The organism is Helicobacter sp. 10-6591 (assembly GCF_003288805.1).
Classification (GTDB): domain Bacteria; phylum Campylobacterota; class Campylobacteria; order Campylobacterales; family Helicobacteraceae; genus Helicobacter_F.
Map to the genome: position 1 here is coordinate 1 of NZ_NHYK01000030.1, position 13,471 is coordinate 13,471.

12 protein-coding genes are annotated in these 13,471 nt (G+C 39.3%); 2 read left to right on the forward strand and 10 right to left on the reverse strand.

Features of this window, described 5'->3' with window-relative positions; all coding sequences use genetic code 11:
- Window positions 1-12: 12 nt before the first annotated feature.
- The 6 genes from CCY97_RS07765 to metK form a co-directional block, all read right to left on the reverse strand.
- The gene (locus CCY97_RS07765; protein WP_346435146.1) at window positions 13-951 is read right to left on the reverse strand and encodes a glycosyltransferase family 2 protein; all 939 of its coding nucleotides are present in this window, start codon (window positions 949-951) and stop codon (window positions 13-15) included.
- A gap of 77 nt (window positions 952-1,028) precedes the next feature.
- The gene (gene gmd, locus CCY97_RS07770; protein WP_112064902.1) at window positions 1,029-2,138 is read right to left on the reverse strand and encodes a GDP-mannose 4,6-dehydratase; all 1,110 of its coding nucleotides are present in this window, start codon (window positions 2,136-2,138) and stop codon (window positions 1,029-1,031) included.
- A gap of 131 nt (window positions 2,139-2,269) precedes the next feature.
- A complete protein-coding gene (locus CCY97_RS07775) occupies window positions 2,270-3,088 on the reverse strand; it encodes a J domain-containing protein (RefSeq protein WP_112064903.1) in 819 nt (272 codons plus the stop codon).
- 118 nt (window positions 3,089-3,206) lie between these two features.
- On the reverse strand, window positions 3,207-4,457 hold the full coding sequence (locus tag CCY97_RS07780; protein WP_112064904.1) for an amidohydrolase family protein: 1,251 nt from the start codon (window positions 4,455-4,457) through the stop codon (window positions 3,207-3,209).
- Window positions 4,458-4,466: 9 nt separating this feature from the next.
- Complete coding sequence (locus tag CCY97_RS07785; protein ID WP_112064905.1) at window positions 4,467-5,192, reverse strand: cytochrome c biogenesis protein CcdA; 726 nt, start codon at window positions 5,190-5,192, stop codon at window positions 4,467-4,469.
- Window positions 5,193-5,900: 708 nt separating this feature from the next.
- Window positions 5,901-7,061, reverse strand: a complete 1,161-nt coding sequence (gene metK / locus CCY97_RS07790) for a methionine adenosyltransferase (protein ID WP_112064906.1) — start codon at window positions 7,059-7,061, stop codon at window positions 5,901-5,903.
- A 204-nt stretch (window positions 7,062-7,265) separates the two neighbouring features.
- Between metK and CCY97_RS07795 the strand changes: the two genes are divergently transcribed.
- Window positions 7,266-7,901, forward strand: coding sequence for an NAD(P)H-dependent oxidoreductase (locus CCY97_RS07795; RefSeq protein WP_181562866.1), 636 nt, complete (start codon window positions 7,266-7,268; stop codon window positions 7,899-7,901).
- A 95-nt stretch (window positions 7,902-7,996) separates the two neighbouring features.
- On the opposite strand, the gene CCY97_RS07800 is transcribed toward CCY97_RS07795, so the two are convergent.
- The 4 genes from CCY97_RS07800 to CCY97_RS07815 all read right to left on the reverse strand — a co-directional run bounded on the left by CCY97_RS07800 (window position 7,997) and on the right by CCY97_RS07815 (window position 12,095).
- Window positions 7,997-9,268, reverse strand: a complete 1,272-nt coding sequence (locus tag CCY97_RS07800; protein ID WP_112064908.1) for a TRAP transporter large permease subunit — start codon at window positions 9,266-9,268, stop codon at window positions 7,997-7,999.
- A gap of 2 nt (window positions 9,269-9,270) precedes the next feature.
- Window positions 9,271-9,888 (reverse strand): TRAP transporter small permease, encoded by a 618-nt coding sequence (locus CCY97_RS07805; RefSeq protein WP_112064909.1) that lies wholly within the window; start codon window positions 9,886-9,888, stop codon window positions 9,271-9,273.
- A gap of 96 nt (window positions 9,889-9,984) precedes the next feature.
- Window positions 9,985-11,019 carry a DctP family TRAP transporter solute-binding subunit gene (locus CCY97_RS07810; RefSeq protein WP_112064910.1) on the reverse strand — a complete coding sequence of 345 codons (1,035 nt, stop codon included), beginning with the start codon at window positions 11,017-11,019 and terminating at the stop codon, window positions 9,985-9,987.
- 218 nt (window positions 11,020-11,237) lie between these two features.
- Window positions 11,238-12,095, reverse strand: coding sequence for a DUF5718 family protein (locus CCY97_RS07815; protein ID WP_258457103.1), 858 nt, complete (start codon window positions 12,093-12,095; stop codon window positions 11,238-11,240).
- A 445-nt stretch (window positions 12,096-12,540) separates the two neighbouring features.
- Between CCY97_RS07815 and CCY97_RS07820 the strand changes: the two genes are divergently transcribed.
- Complete coding sequence (locus tag CCY97_RS07820) at window positions 12,541-13,305, forward strand: TSUP family transporter (protein ID WP_258457104.1); 765 nt, start codon at window positions 12,541-12,543, stop codon at window positions 13,303-13,305.
- Window positions 13,306-13,471 lie beyond the last annotated feature (166 nt).

Sequence of the window (13,471 nt, forward strand, 5' to 3'; positions counted from 1 at the left end):
CTTGAGTTTGTACTAGAGAGACTCTGCAATAATAAAATGCGGTCTTCTCTTACTCTGTTCGTAGCTGCGTCCTATGTATTCGCCAATGATACCTAGCGCGCTTAAGTTTAATCCTCCAAAAACCACAATAGCACACATAATACTTGGATACCCAGCAACCTTTGTATCATAAAACACAGCCATACAGACAATGTAAAACGCATAAATAATCCCTAGTATGCTTACCACAAAACCCAGAAGCGCGACAAATCTTAATGGCGCAATCGAAAAACTTGTGATAGCACTAAGAGCATAAGAAAAAAGTTTGGTATTACTCCAAGAGCTCACTCCATCTTGCCGCGTGATATTTTCATATTCTATTGCTTGATTTCTGAAACCAACCCATTCAAATAAACCTTTAGAGAATCGATGGTATTCATCACATGCGCATAATGCGGAGAGATACTTCGCATTAAAGCAACGATAATCAGTGGAATTTTGCACAAGCTTCGTACTGCTCAGGAGATTATTTATCTTGTAAAAACTTTTGCTCAATGCACTTTTTACGAACCCCTCCCCTTCTCTATTCTTACGCACTGCATACACACAATCCAGCTGGTTCGTAAAAATCTCGCTATACATTTGTGGAAGCAATCCAAGTGGATGTTGCAAATCGGCATCAAGCAAAGCACAAACCCCACAATCAGATTCTTTAGCATATTGTAGTCCTGCGAAAATAGCAGCTTCTTTGCCAAAATTCCGTGAAAACGCAATGTAGTGCAAAGATTTGTCATTCGCACACAATGCACGCAAAATACAAAGTGTCTCATCTTCACTGCCATCATCAATAAAGAGAATCTGTGCCTGTAGTCTGGGATTTATGTCATTTCGGATACGCATAATTTCATCGCGCGCTTGAGATAAGAATCGCTGCAGATTCCCTGCTTCATTAAAACAAGGAACAATGAGAATAAGGGAATCTTCTAATACACAATCAGTGTATTGGGGGGGGGGGGTAAATCTAGGCGAGTATTTTTCATATATGCCTCCTATTCAAAATAACTAAAAATATCATATCCGCCATCTTTGAGGTACTTGTCCTTTTTCATTAATCTCAAATCACTCTGCACCATATCTTTCACCAACGCATCCAAATCATACTCTGGAATCCAGCCTAGCTTCTCTCTAGCCTTTGTAGAATCCCCAATAAGCAACTCCACTTCGGTAGGACGAAAATAGCGAGGATCTACACATACAACTTCCCTACCACTCTCTAGCTGAAATTCCCCACTACAAGACTTTACACAGCCCTTTTCCTCTACGCCTTCTCCTTTAAATTCTATCTCTATACCAAGCTGTGCGAATGCTTTATGTACAAATTCACGCACCTCTGTAGTAATGCCTGTAGCAATAACCCAGTCCTCAGCTTCTTGTGCTTGTAAAATCAACCACATCATACGAATATAATCTTTTGCGTGCCCCCAATCTCTCTTAGCACTTAGATTCCCAAGATAGAGCTTATCTTGCAGACCTAGCGCGATTTTTGCCACTGCACGCGTGATTTTACGCGTTACAAAGGTTTCGCCCCTAATAGGACTCTCGTGGTTAAACAAAATACCATTACTTGCAAAAATATTATAGGCCTCACGGTAATTGACAGTAATCCAATACGCATAAAGCTTAGCACACGCATAAGGGCTTCTAGGATAAAAAGGTGTTTTTTCGTTTTGTGGAATCTCTTGGACTAATCCATAAAGCTCACTTGTGGAAGCTTGGTAGATTTTGGTTGTATCTGTAAGATTTAAGAGTCTTACTGCCTCTAAGATTCTAAGTGTGCCTACACCATCAGCATTCGCAGTATATTCTGGCATTTCAAAGCTTACAGCCACATGGCTCATAGCTGCAAGATTATAGATTTCATCAGGTTTAGTATCAGCAATAATCCTTGTGAGATTCATAGAATCTGTCAGGTCCCCATGGTGTAAGAAGAAATTACGATTTGTTGTATGTGGGTCTTGGTAGAGATGGTCTATCCTATCGGTATTAAAAAGTGAGCTTCTACGCTTTATGCCATGGACTTCATAGCCCTTTTTGAGTAAAAATTCTGCCAAATATGCACCATCTTGTCCAGTAATGCCTGTAATAAGCGCAGTTTTCATTCCATATCCTCATAAGTAATCAAAGTAGTAATTCAAATGAGCGAGATTGTAATTAAGATTAACTTAAAATACAATGCCAACCTCCTTCAAAACAACGATTACAAAGCATTTACAAGCTTTATAATAAAAAATTAAGATGCTATAAAGAGAGCTTTCCGGATTTTTTCGTATGCTTCTTGGATTGTTCTAAAACGTTCGTTATAAGAATCAATAACAATGCTATCTTGCCCAAAAACATTATCTGGATGGTATTCCTTTGCAAGCTGCAAATAGCGCTTTTTAATCACTTGAAAATCATCTTGCAAACTGGATTCTAAGATCATATAGCTAGCTCTTAATTCACGTTCTTGTGTTGTCAAAAAACTCTCATGAAAGCCGCCAAGCCCACCACGACTTTTAAAGCTCTCATAATCAAAATCCAAAATTACATTATGCACGACCTTAAAGCTGACAAGATTGATGATGTTATCCCAAAAACAAGGCTTCATACAATCCAAATAGATTTCATCTCTATCACAACCTAAATAGTATTCATCAAAAAGAGTGGCGATGTAGCGACGCGCAGTAGCATTTGGCTTATCCATCTTGAGTATGACCCGCTTTGCATTGAGAATCCGCAACGCAATCTTGACATGCTCTACAAGAGCATTTTTTCCAACGATTTTTATACGGATTGGCAGATACGTAAAATCAAGCAAGTATTCTAAATCAGGCATTACGTATTCATTTGATTGTGCTTTATTTTGCTCGCCTTGTAAGCAAACATGATATGCCCAATTGATAAGATAATCTTTCTTTAAACGCTCACCATCATCTAAAATCAACACAGTGCGAGAGAGACGGTAGCTCTTAGAAAAATATTTCTCCGCATATGCTATTGCTTTATGTAAAAATGCATTGTCATCTTCAACCACTATTTGCAAATACTTCTGGTGTAACGATACATTCATGCCATTGCCCTAATTGATTTAAACTTTGTAACTCTCAAGCAAACTCAGTTCCGATCTAGAGACTCGACACCACATAATCACAACAAGAGATCCTCTTGTATGCTCTTAATACTCCGTGCTAGCTTCTTTCTTGATGCAATTTGTCTTGTGTATAAATCGCAGTAATTTTCCCATACACTCTTTGCATATTGTAAGGAGAGAAATTTTCTTCAATCACGTAGCTTTCATCCAAATCTACAATCATAAATTCTGCTTGCTTGCCTACCTCTAAACTACCGCTATTAAGACCAAGCACATAAGCTGGATTCTTACTTAATAGACGCGATAAGGTAGGTAAATTTGTGATTCCTTGCTTGACAAGATAAGAATACGCCAAACTAAAAGTGTGTGCGAGAGCATCGATTCCAAAACTCGCTAGTTCAAAGACTTGATCCTTTTTGGAGTTGAAATCTGCACATTGCAAGCTTGTAAGCAAATCAATTTTGCCTTGTTGTAAAGAATCTAAGAGCTTTAAGCGCTCTTGTTTATTGAGTAATGGCGGGTTGATTTTGCCCGAAGTATTGTAGTCATCATAAATACTTTCATCCAAAATCAAATGGTGCAAACTCACCTCAGCATAAGCACATAAAGAAAGTTTTTTGTAGTTTTCTATAATCTCAAGTGAACGGGGATGGCTTACTGCGCTAAAGACGACACTCACTTCGCTCTCAAGAAGCATTTCACATATCTTGGCAATCTCTGCAGTCTGGGATTTAGGACTAATAGCAGGAAGCCCTAATCTACTCGCACACTCGCCCTCATTCATCACACCTTGGGAGAGCGATGCATTTTGCGCAAAGCAAATGATGGGGATATTGAGCATTTTGGCATATTGGGTGATTCTCAAAATAAGATTGCCCTCAATATCACTATCCATCACAATACAATGAGCTCCGGCATTATATAACTTGCTAATATCACAGAGTTTTGTACGCAAATCTTTTGAATCCATAAAAATAGGCTTGATAGATGGCAAGATACGCACAGCCAAATCAGAATCTACACTTTTTATAAGCTCTATAATCGCCTCGCTATCAACCACAGGATTTGTATCAGGCATTAACAGAAGCGTAGAATAGCCACCAAGAAGCGCCTTTTGCGAGAGTGTAGTAATAGTCTTACGCGAGAGCGTGCGCGACTTCGGATACACATTCAAATCTATAAATGTCGGCATAAGCAGCTTAGAATCTACATCTATAATCTCTTCATCCGCACCAATCTCTAGAGAATCCAAATCCTGTGCTATCTGCTTGATAATGCCATTTTCTACTTTCAAAGAAAGCTCACGCTCTCCTTGAAAATCACAAGTCAAAGCATTTGTAAAAACCATATCTCTCCCTTATAGCTTCAAAATACTCTCTGCCAAAATACCAAGCTTATCATCTAAAATAAGGATACCCATCACAATAAGCAAAAGCCCACACATTACCTCTATAGTACGCATAAAAGGCTTGATTCTATGAAAGATTTTCAAAGCCCTCTCTACCAGAAGTGCTGTAAATAAAAATGCCAATCCAAGCCCAGTAGAAAACCCAATAATATACACCAATGCACCATCTGCCCTACTCGCTCCAAGTGCCATCACAGCAGCAAGAATGGGACCAGCACAAGGACTCCAGCACGCACCAAAACTGATACCCAAAAACAATGGCGCAAACAAAGAAAACTTTTGTTCTAATTTGACAAGATGTAACCGAAAATGAATCTTATGCAAAACATCAAAATTGAACACACCCAAAAAATACAATCCAAAACCAATCACAACAAAACTAGCGATATACCGAAACATATCACTCTTTAACCATTGTAAAGAATCTAAAAAGAGCGCTAATAACACAAACACCCCACAAAATCCTAGAATAAAAAGGAGAGACTTAACAAGGATTCTCAGGCGCAATGATGAGATATTCTCTCTTATATCTTGCAATGAAATTCCACAGATGTAAGAAATATAAGCCGGTACAAGAGGGAGGACACAAGGACTAAGAAATGTAAGAATCCCAGCAAGAAAACAGGCCATAAAAGGCGCATTCAGAAACACATAATCATAAAGAAATTCTTCCATTTATTCGAACCTATTTACCAAACGACAATCTAGCACAAGTGCTTACATCACGCGATTATACTGTATAAACCTAGAATCCACTTTTAATGTATTGCTTTTGCTAACTCTCTTCTTTGAGTGAGAAAAACAATAATCTTAATATTTCAAGAAAACTCAGAATCTGTATTTTGCTCCAAACATTAGAAGCTGAAGCTACCATAAGCCATCTTTGCTTTGGATAAAGCTTTTATGGTTGTCTTTAAGAATCAAAGAATAAACTCCCTATATCAGCTCTATGCTCCCATAGTATATATCTTGCTCCCAAACCAAAAGCACAAGCATCTGTATCAGGAATCCCGATTTGTCCCAACGACATTGTTAGTAAATATTTGATTGGCATAGCCAAACTCAAAGATTCTTGCTTGCTATAAGTAAGTCTTCTCTAATGACGACCTCAGCAAGGACTTTGCCAATTTTTTAGCCAATGGCGACACCAACAACAGGGTGTAGATCTCAATCTAGGAGCAGATCTGCACCCATAACAATTGTGCCACTTGCCCATTTCTCCCGTCAACATAAGAAATAGCAGAGCCTCTCGTCTCTAGCGCGATATTTGATCAACGAGTGGATGCTATAAGCAAATCACTGCTTTTATAAGGACAAACTGTTAGAGCAAGATTGTATCCGTTCGCATTAGCAAAAGAATCTTATTGACCAATATTCTGTTGCTTACTTGATATCGCAGAAGTCTTTGATAGCTTCTATTTTGTCTATCTTCTCCCAGCTAAATTCTGGCAGCTCTCGCCCAAAGTGCCCATAAGCCGCAGTTTTTTGATAGATTGGGCGAAGCAAGTCAAGCGATTGAATAATTCCCTTTGGTGTAAGCTTAAACACATCTTTTACGCATTCTGTGAGTTTAGAATCTTCTACCTTGCCTGTACCTTGCGTATCTACCAAGATTGAGACAGGCTCTACTACGCCAATAGCATAGGCTAGCTGCACGATAGCCTTTTCACACACGCCACTTGCTACGAGATTCTTAGCCACATAGCGGGCAGCATAGGCTGCGCTTCTATCTACTTTGCTTGGGTCCTTCCCGCTAAATGCTCCTCCGCCATGTGGACAGCTCCCTCCATAAGTATCTACGATGATTTTGCGTCCTGTAAGCCCGGCATCGCCTTGTGGTCCGCCGATGACAAATTTGCCTGTGGGATTGACAAAATAGCGGATATTATCATTTAGATACTGCCTAGGTAGCACTTTTTGCACGATTTCTTCAATCACCGCATCACGCAGGTGGTTTTGTTGCGTTTCTGGGCTGTGCTGGGTAGATACAACAATCGTATCAATGCTTATAGGCACACCATCTTCATAACGCACGGTTACTTGAGACTTGCCATCTGGGCGTAGAAATGGAAGTTTTCCGCTTTTACGCGCCTCTGCTAATCCTTCGGTCAAGCGGTGAGAAAGCCAAATAGGCAGCGGCATAAGTGATGGCGTCTCACGACATGCAAAGCCAAACATAAGCCCTTGATCACCGGCACCTATCTCACCATCAGATCTATCTACACCTTGATTGATATCTGGGCTTTGTTCGCCGATGCCATTTAGCACAGCAGCAGAGCGATAGTCAAAGCCATAGAGCGCATCGGTATAGCCTATCTCTTGAATCACTTTTCGTGCAATTTCTTGCATTGGTGCATAGACACTGGTCTTCAACTCACCAGCGATAATACAAAAACCATTGCTTACAAGTGTCTCACAGGCTACACGTGCATTTTTATCACGCGCAATGATGTAATCAAGCACTGCATCACTGATTTGGTCAGCCATTTTGTCTGGGTGTCCTTCTGTAACAGATTCTGAAGTAAAAAGAAATGATTTTTTCATAAACTCACCTTGTGTTTTAATTTTTTTGTATTTGAATGCTATCCAAAAACACTTTAAAATATTTTAATCCTGCCCCTACTTGCCCATGGTTTCAATTTTCTTGGGATTGTAATTGGGCATTTAAATAACATTATCTCTACCCATATACAATCCACCCCCTACCTTATGTAAATAAGTAGATAACTCTTCATGAAGGAATCAAAAATGCACAACCAACAAATCTCCAAACAGATCATAGAAGCGATGAATTTTCGCCATGCTTGCAAGGAATTTAGCAGTCAAAGGATCCCGGATTCTGAGCTGCAAGTATTAATAGAGGCTGCTAGATTAGCACCTAGCTCTTATGGATTAGAACATATCCGATTGCTTGTCATCAAAGACGAAAACAAAAAACAAGAACTACAAAAACTCTGCTATAACCAAAAGCAAGTAGGAACTGCAAGTGTAGTGGCAGTGTTTGTAGCAGACATTGGCGCGATTCAATGTGATGGCTATATTGATCATATAGTCAGACGAAAAGCAGGTAAAGATGAAGCGCAATATGCAGCCTATAAACAAATGGTGCAAAATCGCATAAATAGCGTAAGCAAATCTGAATTAACAGAATGGAGTTTAAAACAGGGTTTTTTAAGTGCACAATCAATGATGGATGCTGCCGCTTTCTTGGGGATCGATTCTTGTCCTATGGAAGGTTTTGAGAAAGCAAATACAGAGAAATTCCTAGGGCTAGATGGGGTAAACAAACAAATCTCTATTATCGTGCCATTTGGTTATCGGGCTTCTAATACACAGCCTCCAAAACTTCGCATGGATACAAAAGATTTTGTGGAGTTTATATAACCAATGAAACTCTTAAAGAAAATAACCCACAGAAAAATATCGTTACTCTCTGAGTTAGCTTAGCAAGCTAACCTCTTAATATCCCTCTTTAATATTCAAATGTTAGAAGGTAGCCACAAGCTCACAGCAGGAATATAGGTAACTATCCCAAGTCCGATAACAAGCACCATAAGCCAAGGCAAACAGGCTTTCGTAACATCTTTTAACGGCATCCCTGTGATCGAACTCGCTACAAATAAATTTAGTCCCACAGGTGGGGTAATCATACCTAGCTCCATATTAACAACCATAATAATCCCAAAATGAATCGGATCGATTCCAAGCGCAAGAGCAATGGGCAATAGCAGTGGGGTCATTATCATTATCACGCTACTTGGCTCCATAAACTGCCCCATAATAAACAACACGATATTGACGATGATAAGAAACATCCACCAGCTCATATTCTGCGCCACAACATAGTCAGCAATCATATGTGGGATACGCTCAGCTGTGAGAAAATGCCCGAATACAACCGCAAAACCGATAATGAAAAAAATCATTGCTGTGGTGATTGCAGCGTCCAAAAAGACTGAGTACAGATCGCCTAAGCGAATATCGTGATACACAAAAACTGAGATGATAAATGCATACAGCGCACTAATTCCCGCCGCTTCGGTCGCAGTGAATAGCCCACCATAAATTCCACCAATGACGACAAAGATAATCAGAAGTGCCCAAAACGCTTCACGGAATTTTTTGAATCTGACCTTGAATGATTCAACTGGCTGTTTAGGTAGAGCAAGCCTTTTAGCACCCACATACGCCCAAATCATCATTATTGCACCTATCATCACACCGGGCATAACACCTGCCACAAACAATTTCTCTATACTAACTTCAGCTGTCACACCATAGACAATCATCACCACACTAGGAGGAATAAGTATACCTAGAGAACCAGCACTTGTGATTGCACCAATAGCATAACTTGGTGGATATCCAGCATTACGAATAGCCAAAAACATCACTGAACCAATTGCCACGACAGTCGCAGGTGATGAACCTGAAACAGCAGCAAAAATGATACACGCAAGAATCGCACTCATCGGAAGTCCACCGGGCAAATGTCCCACAAGACTTGTAGCAAAGTCAATAATGCGCTTTGCTGCACTACCCCTTGAAAGCAATGAACCCGCAAGGATAAACATAGGAATAGCCATAAGTGCTGGTTTTAACCCATTGAGCATAATCTCACTCATTGCACTAGGATCAGCATTAGTAAAAAATATAAGCGAGATGAGTGCACTCACACCTAGACTAATAGATACAGGAACACCAAAAAGCAAAAGGGCAAAAAGCAAAGATATTAGGACGATAACACTCATACTCAATCCTTTTTCACATTATCGTGGATTATCTCTGCTTGAGTATTTTTAATAACCTCACTAGCAGGTGTCCAAGCAACCTCATAGATTTTCTCTACACTACGATATGTAGCACCCAAAAATGAGATTGGCAAGCAGAGCAAGAATACAAAAAGTGGCACCTTATGAAACGCCTCGCTCATATAGCCTAGCTCGTAATTGAGAAACACAACATTTATTGATGAATAAAGCATAAAGCCCAAGAATGTTGCACTAATAATATGTGAGGAAATGACACAAACTTTAAATACTCGTGGCGAAAATCGCTCAATAAATGTCATCACAGAGATATGCACTCCCTTACGGAATCCATATGCTGCACCAAAAAACGCACTCCATAAAAAACAATAACGTGCCATTTCTTCACCCCAAGTCAGCGAACTCACCTCTGGTATGAAGCTAGAAATATAACGAAGAATGACATTTGCCGCAGTGATAACCACGCCTAACACGATTCCAATAACAGCGACATTTTTATTAATCGCAGCTATTACACAATCTAATATCCGAAAAAACCTATTAAGGCTTTGATTATGATGCGCCCATAAAAAAGGTTTGGTGATGAGTTTGAATAATCCCATATTCTCCTCTAGTTGTGTTATTCTCTTAGAGCCTATTTTGAGGCTTTGTTTTGCAGCTGGTTAGTCATCTTAACCCACACCTTGCAATCTGGCTAACTACTGTGCTTTAGTTTCTAATGTCTTTTTGATGAGATCTTCACCGATTAGGTCGTAAAACTTCGGATAAATCGCCCTCATCACGCTCTCCCATTCTGCCTTTTGTGCAGGACTTAGTTCATAGATTTTGGTGTTTGTCTTATCGTTAGTTTGCAAGCGTTCAAGAAGCAAAGTTTCTTCTTTAGCACTTTCAATGCGTTCATATTCTGTCGCCTCTTTCATAGCAGATTCTATAAGTGCCTTATCAGATTCACTAAGAGATGCCCAGAATTTCTCACTTGCCACGACCAAATAGCCTAAATAGCCATGGTTGCTAAGCGTAATAGATTTTTGTACTTCATAGAATTTGGAGTTATACAGATTACTAAGTGGGTTTTCTGCGGCATCGACGACACCTGTTTGAAGCGCACTATAGACTTCACCAAATGGTAAAACTTGCGGGTTGCCATTCAGAGCTTTAATCTGCTCTTCTAATACCTTACTAGACATTATCCTTACCTTTTGTCCTTTCACATCACTAGGATTTAAAATAGGCTTTTTATTTGTACTAAATTGCTTAAAACCAGCATCCCAATAGCTCAGTGCGATAAATCCTTTCGTAGCAATTGCATTTTTCAGTATCTCTCCAACTTCGCCATCCATCACCGCATGCAAATGATCTGTATCACGGAATATAAAGGGTACATCCCAGAGATTAAATTCCTTTGCTAATGGTGTAAATTTCGAGAATGAGGGTGCTCCAAATTGGACATTATTACGTTTGAGCTCTTGGAATATCTTGTCATCATCAATAAGCTGTGCGCTGGGGAAAACATGTATGACAAGTCGTCCATTACTCCGCTCTTTAACTAGCTTAGCGAAGTAATTTGCCGCTTTGCCTTTTGGAGTATTTTCACTCACTACGTGGGAAAATTTATACTCGCAAGGTTTCTCTTTGCTACATTGTGCGGTTTTTTTATCTCCGCATGAGATAAATATCATCCCAGCACAAAATAGCGTTGCTACGCCCAGCCATTTGATAAGATTTGCTTTCATATTGCTCCTTTGATGTTGGGGATTTGAATATTAATGTATCAGAAAAGAAATAAAGAGTCTTGGGAATCTGATGTATTTTTTAAGCGACATTGTCAGATTTACCCAAAACTCGAAATAAACTTCTCATCATCTACTTGAAATTTCTGTCTCAAATACAAGAACCAGTACGGCTAGATTCTGTGTTAAGGAAATTTTCTATATGTCAAAGATGTATGGTGCTATCGAATTACCTTACGTACCAATATAGAAATATCATTACTTGCTAGAGATTGTAACGATTGGGGAGAGTCTATGCGTAGATTCTGTTCGATAAATCCCTGAATATCAGGAATCTTGATGCAGTTATATGCCACGACAATGACTGTATCTCCTTCGCGTAAAAAACCCTCTTCACTGCTGCCAAATTCCGTATAACGCGTTGCACCAACGGCGATTAGCATTCTCTTTGGGAAACCACTTGCCTGCACAATTGGGGCAAGCTCGTAAAATCTATCAAAATCCGGCTGATTATTAAGTCTATCTACAATCCAATCAAGCAATGTCTCATAAAAATAATTGTATGTAACAACACATGAGTTCTCACCATATACCCGCATGACACCATCTCGTATATGAAAACACGTTAGTAAGTAATCATCCAGCATACCAGCTTTACTAAATTTATCAAGTGCAATGATATTTCCAACACCCTTTGAACCAATAGAAAAGTTCTTTTTTTCTGAAAGTTTCGTAGCAGTTTTTAGATTCCGAATCGATGTATCATCAAACGCCATAAAATGTGTGGGGAAGACACTTTTTACGTACTCACCCTCATAAGCCACATCAACCATTAGTGCAATCTCTGGCTCTGCTTGGAGCTTAAGCGTAGAATCTAGGGGCAAAATGATATTGTCATGAATACAGAAGCGATTAAGAAAACTTTCACTATATGGGCGGGGTATATAGAAAGGGAAAAGCCCCTTTGGCATACTTGTATGAGTGTTGGGGACACATACAAAATACTCGCCAGCTTGTTCTGCATGTCCAGCGAAATTATCCGCCACACCAAACCCTAGAATATCTTTAGTAATCATCATATATCCTTCGTAGTGGATTTGTAAAAATCTTAATCCTAGCGATAAAAATTGAGTTTGTATCATTTTTGGTTTTAAAACTTGAGTTTGGTGTTACTTTTTATACAAAAGCTTTGATAAATCCCAATGGCACGGTGTATAACACATGACATCTTTCGTTAAAATTAACTATTGAAGGAAACTTGCAATAGGTATGTGAGTGAGATTCACAGATTTAGTTTCCTCAAAATTACAAGAAATCAATATATAGTCTCTGCTACCAAAGCTGTTATTTGAGACAATAATAAGACCCATGGAATTCAAGCTGTCATATCCTAGAAATAAGCGGAATTCTATAGCACAATTTTTGGAAGTGCTTTGGCCTAAGATGTGTAAATTCTGTTGCTAAATTTTCTCAAATTTAGCTTGCTTCTAATTCTTTGTGATTTTGTCAATCAAGGAGTGTATCGTGGAAATACTAGAAAATATAGGGTTTTTTTGGTGTCTCTTGCTTGTGGGTGCATCGTTTGTAGGTGGGATCTTAGGCACGCTCTCTGGTGGAAGTGGAATGATTACTATGCCATTACTCCTACTTAGCGGCATATCTCCTATCCAAGCTCTAGCCACAAATAAGCTCCAAGCATGCTTTGGCTCATTTACAGGTGCGCTACATTACTATAAAAGTGGTCTGGTTGATTTGGGGCAAAGTCGCAGTTATATGCTTATTGCATTCGTATTTTCTGGTATAGGGACATTGGCCGTGCAATATATCTCACCAGATCGACTCTCTGTGCTGCTTCCATTTGCTATGATTGGCGTGGGATTGTATCTTTTATTTGCAAAAAATTTAGGCGATGATAACCACACAAGGCAGACACACCCAGTGGTACTTTATGTATTCTGCGCGTTGGCTGGTCTCTATGGTGGATTATTAGGCGTAGGGATAGGTACATTTGTGATTGCCATTCTTATAAGTATGGGTGGATATGGGTTTAGCAAGGCATTAGCACATTCTCGCTGGATCGTATTTAGTATCAATTTCATCTCAATGTTGGTATTTATAATAAGTGGACATGTGCTGTGGCTATTGGGAGTAATGATGTGCATAGGGCAGTTACTGGGCTCAAGTCTAGGGGCAAAGATGGCTATCAAACATGGTGCAAAACTCATCCGCCCACTAGTTATTGGTCTATGCTTTGTTATGTCTATACAATTACTTATCAAGCAGTTTTGATATTCCTAGAATCTTTATAATAGAAGTCGCTACGATCCCCCCACCGCTTCTATAAAGGATTTCAACCTTAACCTTTTAAAAGCCTCCATAGATAGATTTTCTCATATGTTTAATGTCTTAATTTTTTATTGGAAAGACTTTTGTCTAAAACCCATTTATAAGCTAC